This window comes from Anaerolineales bacterium (assembly GCA_015075725.1).
GTDB lineage: Bacteria > Chloroflexota > Anaerolineae > Anaerolineales > Villigracilaceae > Villigracilis.
The window spans coordinates 2,618,071-2,634,151 of the sequence record JABTTV010000001.1 but is presented as its reverse complement, the minus strand read 5'-3'; the positions used below and the strand labels follow the sequence as shown (position 1 = coordinate 2,634,151).

General features: G+C 47.3%; 16 protein-coding genes. All 16 read left to right on the top strand.

Annotated elements, in window-relative coordinates:
- Positions 1-22 precede the first annotated feature (22 nt).
- The 16 genes from HS100_12660 to HS100_12585 all read left to right on the top strand — a co-directional run bounded on the left by HS100_12660 (position 23) and on the right by HS100_12585 (position 16,081).
- Positions 23-832: a hypothetical protein gene (locus tag HS100_12660; protein ID MBE7434759.1), complete on the top strand. Its 810-nt coding sequence runs from the start codon at positions 23-25 to the stop codon at positions 830-832.
- The gene (locus HS100_12655) at positions 829-1,311 is read left to right on the top strand and encodes a hypothetical protein (GenBank protein ID MBE7434758.1); all 483 of its coding nucleotides are present in this window, start codon (positions 829-831) and stop codon (positions 1,309-1,311) included. Before HS100_12660 ends, HS100_12655 begins: the two co-directional genes overlap by 4 nt.
- 22 nt (positions 1,312-1,333) lie before the next feature.
- The gene (locus HS100_12650) at positions 1,334-1,600 is read left to right on the top strand and encodes a hypothetical protein (protein ID MBE7434757.1); all 267 of its coding nucleotides are present in this window, start codon (positions 1,334-1,336) and stop codon (positions 1,598-1,600) included.
- A 7-nt stretch (positions 1,601-1,607) separates the two neighbouring features.
- Positions 1,608-2,099 carry a hypothetical protein gene (locus HS100_12645; protein ID MBE7434756.1) on the top strand — a complete coding sequence of 164 codons (492 nt, stop codon included), beginning with the start codon at positions 1,608-1,610 and terminating at the stop codon, positions 2,097-2,099.
- Between the two features lies 1 nt (position 2,100).
- Positions 2,101-3,033, top strand: coding sequence for a hypothetical protein (locus HS100_12640; protein MBE7434755.1), 933 nt, complete (start codon positions 2,101-2,103; stop codon positions 3,031-3,033).
- Positions 3,033-3,734, top strand: coding sequence for a M23 family metallopeptidase (locus HS100_12635; protein MBE7434754.1), 702 nt, complete (start codon positions 3,033-3,035; stop codon positions 3,732-3,734). Before HS100_12640 ends, HS100_12635 begins: the two co-directional genes overlap by 1 nt.
- A 3-nt stretch (positions 3,735-3,737) precedes the next feature.
- The gene (locus tag HS100_12630; protein ID MBE7434753.1) at positions 3,738-4,850 is read left to right on the top strand and encodes a hypothetical protein; all 1,113 of its coding nucleotides are present in this window, start codon (positions 3,738-3,740) and stop codon (positions 4,848-4,850) included.
- Between the two features lie 141 nt (positions 4,851-4,991).
- Positions 4,992-9,104 (top strand): helicase, encoded by a 4,113-nt coding sequence (locus HS100_12625; GenBank protein ID MBE7434752.1) that lies wholly within the window; start codon positions 4,992-4,994, stop codon positions 9,102-9,104.
- Positions 9,105-9,107: 3 nt separating this feature from the next.
- The gene (locus HS100_12620) at positions 9,108-10,922 is read left to right on the top strand and encodes a DUF1998 domain-containing protein (GenBank protein ID MBE7434751.1); all 1,815 of its coding nucleotides are present in this window, start codon (positions 9,108-9,110) and stop codon (positions 10,920-10,922) included.
- Positions 10,919-11,425, top strand: a complete 507-nt coding sequence (locus HS100_12615; protein MBE7434750.1) for an endonuclease — start codon at positions 10,919-10,921, stop codon at positions 11,423-11,425. The genes HS100_12620 and HS100_12615 overlap by 4 nt, the downstream gene beginning before the upstream one ends.
- Positions 11,426-11,469: 44 nt before the next feature.
- Positions 11,470-13,029: a DNA cytosine methyltransferase gene (locus HS100_12610; GenBank protein MBE7434749.1), complete on the top strand. Its 1,560-nt coding sequence runs from the start codon at positions 11,470-11,472 to the stop codon at positions 13,027-13,029.
- Positions 13,022-13,429 carry a very short patch repair endonuclease gene (locus HS100_12605; protein ID MBE7434748.1) on the top strand — a complete coding sequence of 136 codons (408 nt, stop codon included), beginning with the start codon at positions 13,022-13,024 and terminating at the stop codon, positions 13,427-13,429. Before HS100_12610 ends, HS100_12605 begins: the two co-directional genes overlap by 8 nt.
- A gap of 96 nt (positions 13,430-13,525) precedes the next feature.
- Positions 13,526-13,852, top strand: coding sequence for a hypothetical protein (locus HS100_12600; GenBank protein MBE7434747.1), 327 nt, complete (start codon positions 13,526-13,528; stop codon positions 13,850-13,852).
- Between the two features lie 144 nt (positions 13,853-13,996).
- Positions 13,997-14,191, top strand: a complete 195-nt coding sequence (locus HS100_12595) for a hypothetical protein (protein MBE7434746.1) — start codon at positions 13,997-13,999, stop codon at positions 14,189-14,191.
- Between the two features lie 17 nt (positions 14,192-14,208).
- Positions 14,209-14,544, top strand: coding sequence for a ParB N-terminal domain-containing protein (locus HS100_12590; GenBank protein MBE7434745.1), 336 nt, complete (start codon positions 14,209-14,211; stop codon positions 14,542-14,544).
- 4 nt (positions 14,545-14,548) lie between these two features.
- Positions 14,549-16,081 carry a site-specific DNA-methyltransferase gene (locus tag HS100_12585; protein ID MBE7434744.1) on the top strand — a complete coding sequence of 511 codons (1,533 nt, stop codon included), beginning with the start codon at positions 14,549-14,551 and terminating at the stop codon, positions 16,079-16,081.

Sequence of the window (16,081 nt, the reverse complement as noted above, 5' to 3'; positions counted from 1 at the left end):
CACAATTGAATAAGATGACCCTATGCCACGCTCCGGAACCTTGGGCAACCCACAGCCCTACACTCCCTTTGGTGTCTTTGCTGGCCTGTCCTTCTGGGGCGGCGGCTTGACTCTCCTCGCCGCAGCGCCAGGAATTGGCAAGACTTCCTGGCTGCTGCGGATGATCTTCGAGTCTGCCTGCCTGCATATTCCATCTGCCATTGGTTGTTATGAACACACCCCGGAGGAATTGCGCTTTCGCATGTTTCTGCAAACAGAGGCGATGACCGGTGGTCCTCATACGCAACCCTCACAACCCGTTGTGGAAGCCACTCTGGCGCGCGCCAGTGAAGCCGTTTTGCTCTCGCTCAATTCCCGCGAAGACACCGTTCGTGCCCTGGAGGACATGTTGATCCACGATTACGCCTTTCCTGTCAAAGGACCGGCACTGATCGCTGTGGATTATCTCAATCGTGTACCCGTAGTTGGTCTAACTGGAATGATGAACGAAGAAGGTCGCAGCGGCGAAGCGGCCGCTGCCTTGCGTGAGATGGCACGACATCACGGCTGGGCGATCATTGCAGCTGCTGCCTTGAAATCCGAACGCTTCAACGATGGCGACGATCTATCTGCCTTGTTAGGCGATGAACGTGTTCCCTATGAAGCAGATCGGGTATTGGTGGTCAACCGTACTGGTGATGTCCGTGACTGCGGCTGCGCTCCACTGGAAGTCCTGACCCTCAAAGACCGCACCGGGCCAGCCCGACGCTGGTCGATGCAGTTCTGGGGCGAGCGTTTCTATCCCGCCCTTGAAAATGAATTCCATAAACACGATCCAATGGTGTTTTCATGAGCGAAGTTACTTCCCTGTTACTAACCTTTCTGCGTGAAGCCTGGGTTGCCCTGGCGGGCGCATTCGTCGCTTTTGCGCTACTAGCGGGCATTGCCCAGATGTTGCGCGTGAGTTCCGCCTCTGTCCTTGGCGCAAATCTATGGGTATGGGAATCCATCTCCACCCTGATCTCCATCGTTGTGCTTGGCTTGTTTGCTTTTCTCGGCATCCCACAAATCGTGAGCGCCCTGCAATCGACCTTGCCTGGTGCTGGTGGCTGTGGACCGATCAGTGAGTTGGGCACGCTTGCCTCCGGGTTGATCGGCGGGCTGGCTGCTTTGCGCATGTTGAAGGCAGCCTTCATCACGATGTTCTCTGCCTCAATTGGTGGTGCATCCTCATTTGCCAATGCGCTGATCGAAAGCGGTGAAGCCCTCTTTGGCATGATTCTTGCCAGCGCCGCCATTCCCCTGGCAGCCTGGTTTCTCGGTACCTGTTGAAATTTCAAAGGAGAAGATATTTATGTTCGACCCCATCATGGAACAAATTCTGTCCATCGCCCGCGACGCCTGGGCGTTCATGGCAGGACTCTTGATCGTCGTGGCGCTGCTGGGCGGGCTGTATTACATCCTGCAAGGCACGGCGGGCATGGCGTTCGGTGGCAGCCGCATGACCTCGATGGCAATCATTGGGGTGGTCGGTTTGATCATCATCGTATTATTTGCTTTCCTCTTCCTGCCGCAACTGGGTGAGATGTTGAAGAGCTTCCAACCCAAGCCGCCATTCTAGGAGAGGTATGTTCAACAATCGCGATCTTGGTATTCTTGGCACTGGCGCTTTGCTGGCAGTGCTGTGTTTATTCCTTCCGCTATCCTTCACTGGAAAGGTGGTGATCGGTTTTCTGGTATTGGTCGGGTTTATGGCGCTGGCGCTTCTGCGCCTTGGACCCGACCGTGTCCCGCCCGAAGTCTGGTTGATGCGCCGTTTTCGATATTCGATGCAGACCCGGCAGTATGTCAACCAACAGGCAGCCTCCTGTAAAGCTGAGGGCAATCCACCTCCGCCCAAACAAAAGACTCAGCAACATACGATGGAGCCTGAACGTCCTGCTCCGTCTTATCAACCGCCGATGCAGCAAGCAACCATGCGACCTATTGATCTTGCATGGAACGAAGTCGGAGTCTATCCGTTGATGACCGTTCTTCTTGGAGTTGTAGGCATTTACTTCACTGTTTGGCTTGCCAATGGCGGCGCGCAGGAACTCTCATTTTGGTTCGTATGGAGATAGCATGATTACATTGATTTCAATCATTGGCGCATTGGCGCTGGCAGCCATCCCGATTGCCTTTGGTTGGCGACGCACCGTGGATGAAGCAGGTATGGCGCGTGCGATGGGCATTGCCCAACCGAAGAAGAAATTCGATCCGGAGAAGTTTGCGCGTCAGACTGGAACAGGATTGGCGTTCAACCAGATTGCCTATGGCTTTCTGGCTTGGGTTGGCGGTGGCTTGGCAGGCGGCATGTTCCTGGGATTCTTTCCCGCGATCCTGTTTGCGATTGCTGGTGGATTGCTCTATGCAGGCACACTTTCTGACAAACGCCAGGAATTCCGTTTGAAGCAGGCGAAAGATATTTTACGAGGCTTGGGAGTCGTGGAGACTCTGCTCACACAAGGCAAGCCATTGGGAGATGCCCTTGATGATGCGGCGCAAGCCGTGGGACCGGATGGCAGGATGGTGCTGGGTGATTTAGTTGTGCGCTTACGGACTGCACCCGCCGATGAAGCGGCATTAGCTGTCCGCGAATGGACAATCGCTTGGGACAATCCCGCCGTGGACATTGTCGCTACTTCATTATTAGCCTCCATCGAAGGACGTATCGAGATCGGACCCTTGGTGGCGTCCTTGAGAAAGACTCTTGGGACTGTAGTGGAAGTCTTATCCCGCGCGCGTGCCGCTGCCAAAGGTGTCGAATGGCAGGCACGTTTCCTAGCGCTCTTTCCACCGGCAGTGTTGGTATTGATCGCCATCACGACCCCGGAGGTTGGGAAGTTGTATTCGGGCAATCCCTTGTTCTTGTCACCGGTGATCATCGGCTCTGGAGTTTCCTACTGGCTCTCAATGCGCATGATCCGCAATGGCTTATCCATCGAAGCCTCGATGGGATTGCAAGCCGGGCAGCAGGGCGAGATCCGTCTGGATCGGCTGGGACGAGTCTTATAATGAAAGGCTTCTTCCGGTTTTCCATCGCCCTGATGACCGCCCCGTTATTATGCGGGGCGGCTTTGGTTGTGGGTTATGTCATGCTGGTGGTCCTGACCATTCCACAACTCCCGGCATGGGCGCAGCCCGGCGTGGAACAATGGTTGTTCGATATTCCCCAATATGCGGAGACCAGTGACAACGGCTCGTATGGCAATTCGCTACCATCCGGAATGAGCGCTGTTCCCTTCGATGGCTATGTTGGACCTGGATCGGATATCTATGGTTTGCCGCTGATCGGTCCCGTTCTACATTGGAGTGATTGGTATGACAAGCCTTTGCTTGGTTGTGTCTTTCAGGACCCACATTACCAGACTCATACAGGTGCAGACTTTCCAGTGAATGAAGGCACGCCCATTCATACAACCATTGCAGGCAAGGTTGTGTGGGCTGGTTCGAACGGTCCCTGGGGTAATCTGGTGGTGGTGGAAAACAGTGGCTATCAGGTGTGGCTGGCGCATCTGAGCAGCATTCAAGTGACAGAAGGACAAATTCTCAATTACGGTGATGTCGTTGGATTGAGCGGCAATACCGGCAACAGCACCGGGGCACATTTGCATTACGGCATCCGCCAGAAGACGGGCGAACAAAGCGCTATCTGGCTGAACCCTCAAAACTATTTTACGGTTGATGAGTACATCAACATTGGATGTTCGGATTAACCCATGACTGTTCAGCTTGGTGAAGTAACCTTCTCCGATTGGATCAGTCTGGAATATGAGGGTGGTTTTACCGATACCTTCATATTCGATATTGACGCCTTGAATGGACTGCCACCATTTGTTTTTCATCCCCTCCTGCAGCGTCTGGTTGCCGAGTTGGATAAAAAAAGACCTGGCGCGTCCCTTTGGATCCGTGTGACATCTCCCGGGGAATGGTATTTGATGGAGGTCAAACGCTCCATGACAGACGGGTTTTCCGTTCCATATGTTGTCACTTCAAAGAACAAGACTCCGGATTATCACAGTTTCTCTTTTGGTCCAAGATTATTTTCTCCTGCACTCCCTCGTCCTCCCAAGATGGATGATGAGTTCTCCCATTTCTCTCGCGAAGAGTTGAAGTGTCTCCAGGTTTTGACCCGAAACCGAAAAGGAAGCCTTGAGGAAATCGCTTCTCTGGTGGGTCTTCCTGAAACAATAACCCTTGATGTTTTACAAGGGCTTCAAAAGAAAAAAAAGGTGATATTCAAACTTGGCGAGGTGTTCCAAAAAGACAAGTCGAAGCCAAAGAAAATGGATCCGTACTGGATGTGGCATCCGACCCGCAAAGGAGTATCCGCTGCCTTGCGCAGTTGGGGAGCATCAAAGGGCGTGGATTTTAGCGGCGTGAAGGAACTGAATCAGCACTTAATCGGGACGCCACACAGGGCGAATTCCCGTAGATGGCTGGCATGGCTACGATCCGCCTATCCGCTCACCGAAATATGGACGGGTTGGACCGAAGTGCAACTTCCTGAAATATCTGTGCGCCCTGATGCACTTGCCTGGGGGCGAATTCAGGGTTTCGAGACTTTGTTCTGGTTGGAATTTGGGGATGAACATAAAAAGAAGGAGGAAATAGAAGGCATTACACGAAAGAGATGGACGGAAGCCCTAGCATTCTGTCGTGAAACTGGTGTGAGGCTTGTATATGCACAGGTAAGCCCCAACTGGGTCAGGAAGGCAGCTCGATGGGCATTTAAAAATTTACCCGATGATATTGCAGTAGTGACGGGGATTGGGCGAAAGTATGGAAAACTACCAGTCATCGAATGGGGAAAGTTTATTGATGTTGTATAATCTACAAAATGCAATTAAAAACCAAGCTGTAAGAGAGACCACACGGCATATAATTCGGTGAAGTGGGGTTTATTTCGACCACAATGAAATAATTCATTTGCACTATGGATAATAAAAACTTCGGTCGCAGGAGAGGAAAAGATGCCTACTAGAAATGATATGTTAATTGCACTTTACCGTGAGGTCATTGGACCAAGAAATGGTCCAAACGAAATCCTGCCGGAAGAACAAGATCCGCGAACTGAATATATTACCGGTGTTTTGGAGCCTGTCACTGCCTCCAGCACTGATGAAAGAATTGAAGATAACATTGATGAAATCATAGAAGAGACAAGCAGTGAAGAGGATCAAGACTCGCAAGGTTATGTGGCATCCCCTGGAGTATTTGCACCTGCATTGGATCCCAAGGCACTACCACGATCTATAGGTGTATCATTTACTCTGGAGGCTGAAGATGGCATTCCGCAAATTGAGGTTTGCGCGACTTGGGCAAGATACTATTTGGAACAGGACGGTTGGCATCGGAATCCATCAGGCTATTTGAGTGGCAGTCTGGATGTTTCACAAGCATCCATCGATCTAACCGCAGGGGCAGGGGCAAGACTGCATATTCGTTCCCGACAATTAATTCCTGGGGTTTGGAGAGTCTCCATTTTCCTGATAAATGTTACACAGATAGTTGGGGAACACCCAACCACAAGCGAATATCTTTTTCAACCGCAATTGCGTACTCATATACTTCATGGCACAAAATTAGTCCCTGTCAGACATCTTGACGAAAATCATACTCAACCCCATGAACAACCATCTGATAATCAACAAGAAGAATTATCACTTGCTTTGCTATACCGTCAACGCACAGCATTTGCACGCGGACATATGTGTGGCGCGATGTGGAAAGAAATTGATCCTGAACGTCCCTTTGAATTGACCAACCGCCCACAAGAGGCTCCTTTCGTATGGACAGATTCAGAAACCATTACTGAATCGGAGCGAGGAAAATATTCACCTGCTGATGTGCGCTCCGAATTAATACCAATCTATTTAATTCAAACGCCTGATATGGATTGGCAAAATGAATATGGACAACCACCTGAATTGAGGCCAGAAATATTAGCCGAAACATGGGATCCTGATCGAGTCAGAGCTGCCCTGCAACCATTAGTCGAGGGCTATCAGGCATGGTTGCAAGTACAACAAAGCGAACTTGATCGACTTGAGGATGTATATCAAGATGTTGCCAGAACTCATCTTCAGGAATGTGACCAAGTGGCATCACGTATCCAAGAAGCAATAGAAATTCTTTGTTCAGATGAAGATGCCAGATTGGCGTTTTGTTTTGCTAACAAAGCCATTGATATGCAAGCGAGATGGAAAAATCCCCAGAGATCCCTGGCTTGGAGACCTTTTCAACTTGCATTTATTTTGTTGAATATTCCATCACTTGCAAATCCATTCCATCCTGATAGAGACATATGTGATTTACTATGGTTTCCTACAGGCGGTGGTAAGACAGAAGCATACCTGGGTTTATCCGCATTCGTATTGGGACTTAGACGTTTGCGTGCCAAACATAACAGTCCAGGACAAGATCGAACGGGCGCTGGAGTTGGCGTATTATCACGTTACACACTACGGCTACTCACAATACAACAATTTCGAAGAGCATTAGGGGTGGTTACAGCATGTGAAACCCTCAGAATAATGGGAGCAGGGAGAGGCAGCACTATTGGCTGGCGTCCACATGGGTGTCAAAAAACAGACAACCTTATCTGGGGTGGAATCCGCTTTTCAGCCGGGTTATGGGTGGGGGGCGGAGTAACGCCAAACAGCATGATGAGCATTGGTCCAATGCCTGTGCCGGGGGGAACTGGGTTTATGATGATAGCTGGCGCATTGGATATTTTGCGCGGATTGCGTCCAGATTATGATGGGCCTGATGCAGAGCTTGCCAGGTATGTGCAACAGGTCAGAAGAAACTTACAGGTGGAAGGCGAACCAGCACAGGTAACAAACTGCCCCTGTTGCCAAGCACCGCTAGCCATCTCTGACGAAGGACTTGGAGCAGGGGAATTCACCTTACATTTTGTTTATCAAGGTGGGAACCCGACAATTCCGCCAATAAGCATGCTAACACCCCGCCGTCCCGTACCATCTCTGGTAATTAATTCAGTTAATATTTTTTCACACCAATCGCCAACATATCGCACCATATCCATTAACTTTACAATACCCGACGGGTCATTTCTTTCGTCTCTAAACGTTGATGATTGGTGGGAGCAATCCATCAAACCCGCATTGGGCAGTAATGCACAAATACAATCTGCCCGCCCATCGCGTCCGGGCTATTTTATTTTGAAGTATTCCACAAACCAGGGTAGTTACAAACAAAATGACTTTGATATTTTCTGCCCCAATCCGAATTGTGAACTAAATCAGTCGCTTTGGGCGGAACAGGTTCCGGAACCTCGGGAACGAGAGGGCTCCCGGACAAATGTCCGACGACAGGTATCCACTACTCCAAATCCCAATCGTATACCAGACCCGATAATTGACTTAACCGATGGCCTTTTGTGGCAGGATATTCCAGAACCATTCCGATTGGAACAAGGCAAAAAGTGGTCAACCCGGATTCCCATTCCTGCTTTTACCGTGGATGACCAGATTTACCACAGATGCCCTTCTCTTGTTATCTCAACCGTCGACAAATTTGCGCGTTTAGCTTTTGAACCAAAAGCGGCATCACTTTTTGGAAATGTAACACATTATCACAGCAGATGGGGATATTACCGGATATGGTGTCCCCCATCGGACGGCTCCCAACAAACCGGTCTTCGAGATCATCCTGCCGGCCGCGCCGTTGGAAATCCTTTACATCGAGGAGTTCCATCGTTTTCGCCACCCGAATTAATACTTCAAGATGAATTACATCTTATTGAAGGTCCCTTGGGTAGCATGGTTGGGTTATTTGAAACGGCAGTTGATATGCTTAGTCAAAGAATTATTGACGAAAGATTTGTGTTTCCCAAATATATCGCCTCCACAGCAACTGTCCGTCAGGCTGAGGCTCAGGTGAAATCGCTTTTCAATCGAAGACTAACTCAATTCCCGCCATCTGCAGTTTCCTCAGATGAGCGGTTCTTTGCCACTGGAACAGAAGCTCATCCTCTTGATGCAAGAAAACCTGGCAGGCTGTATGCAGCTGTTTGCGCACCGGGTAAAGGCGCGCAAACCCCAATTGTCCGTATTTGGTCATCACTGTTGCAGGGATCATTTGATCTATCACAAAGCACTTCTATTAATGAAATAGATCCTTTCTGGACACTTGTAGGATATTTCAATGCCACCCGTGAATTAGCCGGGGCGCTATCACTATACAGGCAGGACATCCCGGAAAGAATGGAGAGCCGTTCCGGCACTGGAGCACGGGTTCTTGATGAGTCACGAAGGCTGGAACTCTCCAGTCGAGCCAGTTCGATGAATCTTCCTGTCCTGTTGCAAAAACTTGAAATACCGATGCCAAATGCCCAAGATGCCGTTTTTGCGACATCCATGTTTGGAACCGGAGTGGATGTGGATCGTCTCAGCCTTATGGTCGTGCATGGTCAACCCAAAACCACATCATCCTATATTCAAGCCACCGGTCGTGTAGGTCGTAAAACAAGCGCACTGGTGGTCAGTTTTTTCCGTGCAAGCAGGCCGCGAGACCTTGACCACTATGAATTCTTTACTGGTTATCATCGTGCGCTATATCGATATGTCGAACCGGTTACAGTTGCTCCTTTTTCTCCAAGAGCGCGGGAACGGTCTTTGGGTCCATTAGCTGTCGTCCTTCTACGTCAAGCGAAGGCTCTAAATGGAATCCGTGTTCATGAGCAATGGCGGATTCAACAACGCATAGGAAGTACTTTTCATTCGCTGGCAAATCGAATGGCATCCGCACGGTTTGACCCTGAAGTGATGATAATTCCAGAGTTATTTGAACAAAGGTCAATCATACAACCTGTTGGGCGTAGACCGGTGCCGGGTATTACCAATAATGAAACGTCCTCAGAATTGGATAGATGGAGGGCAATTGCCGCCCTATATCCGAATCCAGATCAATTTGTCTATAATGAACCAGCAGTGCTGCGGCAACCTCAACGCCATGTAGTGTTGGGGGATGCCCAACATCGTGGTCGCCTAGAGGAGGCATTTGAAAATGCTCCACAATCACTCCGCGATGTGGAAGAGACAACAGGATTTAAGGTGTAACATATGGCGCAAAGTTTACGTCGTTCACAGTTTGTAACCACCTATGGACCTGGTTCAATCCTCGAAGGTCCCGAAGGTCCAAAAATAATTCCTTCACTTGATCGCTCCGGACTGTTTGGCGCACGGAGGCCCGAAGACTTCGAGATCACTGATCAACGGCTGTCGCAATCTTTACTTGGCGGCGCCGGCATTGTAAGGCTGCCATCCAATGCTGAATTAGGGGAAACTGAAAGCAAATATATATACAACACCAAACGGTTCCCATCCTGGTCATTGTGTGTAAGACATAGAATTTTATATCGAAAGACTCAAGGCAATAGTAGAGCTTGTCCACAATGTAATGAGCTGGCATCCTCAAGTGATGCCTGGTCGCAAGCCAATAGACAGGCCATTCGTTTTGTTATGGCTTGCCCGGAAGGACATCTGGATGATGTTGATTGGATTGGAGTAGTCCATCAAGGTAGTATTGGTTGCAACCCAACCTTTTTGATTTGGAGAGGAGGGGGAGGTGCGCTTCGTAATATTACCATCCAGTGCCCGGATTGCAATCGTTCAACAAACCTTGGAACTGCATACTCCCGAACATGGAGATGCTCAGGGAGATTTCCTGAAAGAGAGCCGGTTTCAGGCTCACAGCCCATAAGGCCCGGGTGCAATGCCGACGCGCGAATATTGCAACGCGGTGCGGCAAACCTCAAAATTTCTGAAATTCAGACAGCACTGACAATACCACCGCGCGCAACAAGTTTGCATCGCCTGTTGGAAATATCCGCCATTCAAGATGCCCTGGCTGTTGTTGATACTCCCGCCACAAAAAATGATTTCATGGTTGTTTTAAGAAATCTGGTTTCCAGAAATCGTCTACCTCAATCAGTGTTTGATGAGATTCAATTGTACGATCAACAAACTCTTTTGTCGGCAATCAATGATACGGTTACAGGGAGCCTGCCAGCCGATGTACACACCTTGAGACTTGAAGAATTCAATGCCTTGAAAGAGGCAGCAACAAATGGTCACCCACCTCAACCCTCATCCCAGCCAGGTAGACCACCTCAATTTGAAGTTGTTCAGAGTAACGTCCGGTCAGTTCAATATGATGGTGGGCGGCAACTCAGAATTACTCCAGTAAATCGTTTAAGAGTTGTGATGGTCCAAACGGGCTATCGCCGGGTCCCAGGCGGGGATCCTTTAAATTCCGCCGTTGTTAATACATCCTTCGCAAATGAAGGTCGAAACTGGTATCCTGGGGTTGAATTGTTTGGCGAGGGTATATTCATCGATTTGGATATTGAGAACCATCCTCAAAACAACCTGCAACTTTCGGGAGGTGCGTTTGAGATTTGGAGCGACGCTTGGAGAAATCCTGCCAGATTCACCAATCGAACACTGGTGGGGGAAGACCGCAACCAACTTCACCCTGTTTTTGTTTGGTGGCATACCTTTGCTCACAGGATAATCAACGCACTATCGGTGGATTCCGGTTATTCATCGGCTGCCATAAGAGAACGCGTTTTTATTGATGTAAATGAAACCAATGGAGCAGCGAATGGTGGGATCCTTTTATACACTGCCCAGCCCGGTGGCGATGGAACATTGGGTGGGTTGATTGCACTTGTGCCCGAGTTTGAAAGAGTGATACGTGGTGCATTAAGGAATATTGATGCCTGTTCAAATGACCCACTCTGCGGAGAGGAGCAGTTTGGATATGGAAAATATAATGGCGCCGCTTGTTATGCTTGCAGCCTGATTTCCGAAACATCATGCGAACATCGAAATATGCGCCTTGATCGGAACTTATTACTACAAAACCTGCCATGAAAAATCAAACCTCAGTTGTAGTAAGTGGTCTTGCCTGGATGGGTTCAGGCGTTGGTTCTATTGAAACATCAATGGAGAAACTTTTCCGGGAAGCCAAGAATGAAATCTTGATCACATCCTATGCAATTAGTGGAGCAGCAGACCACTTCCTGGATTGGCTTGAAACATCCCTTTCAAAGGGTATTCTAATTCGCATTGCTGTCAACAAGCTTGGTCAACAGCCAGGGGAAGTGGTGGCTCGATTGAGTAATCTAAATTCCATTTACCCTCATTTTCATTTGTATGATTTTCAAGGTAATGATGTCGAGGATTTACATGCAAAAGTAATAGTGGCGGATCGTCAATCTGCAATAGTCGGTTCATCAAACCTTTCGCGACGAGGGCTTTTGACCAATCATGAATTGGCTCTCGTAGTCAGTGGCCAAACTGCTGAAGAAATTGCAAACACATTAGATAAACTGTTCACCGGAGAATATCTGACCAGGATTGATAAATCATCCTAGTCTTTGACTGATAAACAGAATGACATTGTAATACTGCAAATAACATGACAACACCTATTCCTGTAATTGACATATTTGCCGGTCCCGGAGGTTTGGGGGAGGGCTTTTCATCTTTTAAAAATAAGGAAGGAAAGCCAATTTTTAAAATCAAACTTTCCATCGAAATGGATGAGTTCGCACATAAGACTCTGGAATTAAGGGCATTTTTCCGCCAATTTTCAAGTGATACCATCCCGCCAGAGTATTATGATTATTTGAAGAATAAAATTCGCAGGGAAGAATTATTTGGAAAATACAAACGCCAATCCCTGGCTGCAAAAAAAGAGGCTTGGAAGGCAACTTTAGGAGAAGAACCAGTAAAGGCGGTTAGAACTCGAATTTCAGAAGCCCTTAATGGGGCAACCAATTGGGTCTTAATCGGTGGACCGCCATGCCAGGCATATTCATTGGTTGGACGTTCTCGAATGCGTGGAGAAAATCCCTGGAAATATGCGCAAGATCACCGTCATCACCTTTATAAACAATACTTGCGAATTCTGGCGGATCATCAGCCCCCAGTATTTGTGATGGAAAATGTAAAAGGCTTACTATCTGCAACAAGAACAAAAACCAACAAGCAGAACACATTTGATTTAATAATCAAGGATTTAAAGCGACCACTCAGGGCGAAAAGGAAAGGGACAGAGGAACCTTTGTCTTACCATCTGTTTTCATGCTCTACAAAGAAGGCAGATAATAAGCTGGAAGCCAATGATTTTGTTGTTCGATCTGAGGAATATGGCATTCCTCAAGCCAGACATAGGGTCATTATTTTAGGGATTAGATCAGATTTATATTCTTCAGACCCGGATATTCTTGTTAAAGCTGGGAAAGTTTCAATTAATCAGGTAATAAGTGATCTTCCAAAACTGAGAAGCGGACTCTCAAAGGAAATCGACACCCCGGAAAAGTGGAGGACAGCAATACAATCCATTGTGCAAGCTGGACAATGGTTTAAAAAGCTTTCCCCAGAACTGAAGAAGGCTCTCAACGAAAACGCCTCGAAAATTAATCTCACCCTGACAACTGGCGGTCAATTTCTACCAGCAAACATGACATCAACCAAACTGTATCAATTTGATTGGTATATCGATAAATCTCTTGATGGAGTATGCAATCACGAATCAAGGACTCACATCAAAAAAGATTTACAACGATATTTTTTTGCCGCCGTTTTTGCAAAGATCAATAAACGTTCTCCGACTCTGGACGATTTTCCGAAAGCCTTGCTCCCAAAGCATAACAACATCAAGACCAAGGTTGGTGAAACCATTTTCAATGACCGCTTTAGAGTTCAGGTCAAAGGGAAGCCTTCCACAACTGTAGTTTCTCACATCAGCAAAGATGGACACTACTACATTCATTATGACCCTCTTCAATGTCGTTCCCTGACAGTTAGAGAAGCTGCACGCCTGCAAACATTCCCGGACAACTATTTTTTTGAGGGAACCAGAACCCAACAATACCACCAGGTTGGTAACGCCGTTCCCCCACTTCTGGCAAAGCAAATTGCAGGGATTGTTTACGATGCTCTGCAGAAAATGCGCAAGAAAAATCATGCCTGATGTTTTCACAAAGCAAAAACGCTCAGAGGTAATGTCCCGTATCAGAGGCAGGGGAAACAAGGATACAGAACTTGCTTTGATTCGCATCATGAAAAAACATCATATTTCGGGCTGGCGCAGAAACTATGATTTATTTGGAAAGCCGGACTTTGTGTTCCCAAAACAAAAGGTTGCCCTGTTTGTGGATGGCTGTTTTTGGCACATGTGTCCAAAACATTTCAATATGCCACAAAATAATAAGGCGTTTTGGGAGAAGAAACTTTTGGGCAACAAGGTGCGTGATGGTGTTGTCGTAAAAACGCTTAGACGGGAGCATTGGAAAGTTCTTCGTATTTGGGAACACGAGCTTGCCAGCCCTGAGCAGGTTGCGAAGAAGTTAGTAAAGTCTTTACAAACTTAATTGTTATCCAACACATCCCCAAGGGATTTATGATTTTCCGAAATTCCCTGGACAAACAGTACTCACCCTGGTATCCTGGGGAAAGGAGATTGCACAATGTATAAATCAAAATTCAGCATCGATGGCGACGAAGACCCGGAAAACATCGTTGAAGGATATACGGATGGTACTCTTTGGAATGGGTGGGCTAATGTCTGCTTCACGCGTGAGCAGGTTTCAGCATGGCTGGATGCCTCGCCATATGACTATAGGTTCCTTGAAGCAAATACAAAAATGAACAAAAGGGATTATCCTGTTTTGTTGATCTACTTTGATGATCGCGAGGAGATTATTGAATCAACACCCCTTCCAACAGATGACGGGGAAATCCTGGAGGGATATTTTATGGAGGGGTATTGTTTTGTAGATATAAACAAAGATTGATATCCCTTATTTTCAAGGGGGTATTTGTATAAGATTACATTCTTTTCAAGTAGCGGGATATTTTAAAATATTTTCCTCAAAAACCATTATTCCAGTTGCCAATTTACCTTTATACTTGCTTTCTGGAGACCAAACGAGGAACAAATGGACGAACCCAAAGATGATTTTGACGACTCTGAACAGGAACCCTTGGTGCTTCGCTTCCAGTGCTTTATCCCTGAAAACGAGTACGGAATTGAAGAGGGATACTACATCGGAAACGCCCTGGTTCAACTTCTAAGAGACAACAAAGACAAGCCCGATGTCATCCAATTCATAGCGGATATGCTTGAAGAATAGACCCTCTCGGCAAGGAAATGAAAAAAGCCTATATTCCTTCCCCTGATTACCTGACATCCATGTATGCCAAGCCTGAATTCAATGGCAGATGGGTTGTCATGCCCAAAGTCCCAATTGATAAAATCAAGGTTGACAAAGCCTTGTTCTCTAATCAAAACGAAATCAACTGGGCTGAAGTCAATTCCATCACTGAGGATTTTGAAATTGGCGCCTGGTTCCCTATTATGGTGAACCCCGACTTCTTTTTACTTGACGGTCAACACAGGCTGGCTGCCGCCCAAAAAATGAAATTAAAATATCTGGATGTAGTCGTAGACAACGGCGAACAACCCGCAACTCAAAAGGATAGATAACGGAATGCCCATTCTGCACTGGCTCAATGACGAAGAAGCACGCAAAACATCCAGCCGAGTACCTTACCGCCTCCTTGAAGCGGACGAAACGCTTTCCTACGGCGACCCCAACGCTGAAAACATGCTCATTCAAGGTGACAATCTTGAAGCCTTGAAAGCCTTATTGCCATATTATGCTGGTCAAGTGAGGTGTATCTATATTGATCCTCCTTACAATACGCGGAGTGCTTTTGAACACTATGATGATAATTTGGAGCACTCCACATGGTTAAGTACCATTTATCCTCGATTGGAGATTTTGCGCGATTTATTGTCACCTGAAGGAAGTATTTGGGTATCAATCGACGATACAGAAGGGCATTACTTGAAGGTGCTTTTAGATGAGATTTTTGGTAGAGATAACTTTGTTGCGCATATTGTTTGGCAAAAAAGTCATACCAGAGAAAACAGAACAGACGTATCAACGGTTCACGACACTGTCTTGCTCTTTGCAAAAGATAGAAGTATTTGGAAAAACATAAGAAATCCTCTTCCGTCCTCCGAAAGTCAGTTGGAAAGATACTCAAATCCAGATAATGATCCTCGTGGTTCTTGGGCTTCTCTCCCTGCACATGCGAAAGCGGAGAAGGGTAGACGGAAAGAACAATTTTTCACCATTACTACACCTTCGGGTCGGAAGATTGACCCTCCTGCAGGTAGATGTTGGCTTTATACAGAACCAAGATTTCTCGAAATGGTTCAGGATAATCGCATTTGGTTTGGCGCAAATGGAGATAACGCTCCGCGTGTAAAGAAGTTCTTGTCCGAAGTGCAAACAGGATTGGTGCCATCAAGTCTTTGGTTACACTCAGAAGTTGGAACTACTGGAAGCGCAAAGGCAGAAATAACAACTTTATTTCCAGGTGAAACTCCTTTTTCCACCCCCAAGCCAGAAAAATTAATTGAGCGTTTGATTCAAATTTCAACAAATCACAATGATATCGTTCTTGATTCTTTCTTAGGTTCAGGTACTACTGCCGCTGTCGCCCACAAAATGGGGAGACGATATATTGGAATTGAAATGGGAGATCATGCCATTACCCATTGCGTACCACGTTTGAAAAAAGTAGTGGATGGTGAACAAGGTGGCATAAGTGAAGGTGTCAATTGGCAAGGCGGGGGCGGGTTCCATTTCTACAAACTCGGTGAAACCATCTTTGACGAAGAGGGCAAGGTTAACCCATCTGTCAGATTCCGCACTTTGGCGGCGCATGTCTGGTTTACAGAAACCCATACACCGCTGGAGGTCCGAAGCAAAAAAGCATCGCCCCTGCTTGGCGTTCACAATGGTATCGCCTATTACCTGCTCTATAACGGTATCCTCGGCGATAAATCCAAAGACGGCGGAAACGTCCTCACGGGCAAAATCCTCGCCGGTCTTCCACCGTATCAAGGACAAAAAGTGATCTACGGCGAACTGACCACCTTCAGTTCGCAACGGCTGGCACGCGAAAACATCATCTTCAAGCAAGTCCCATACGACATAAAGGCGCGCTAA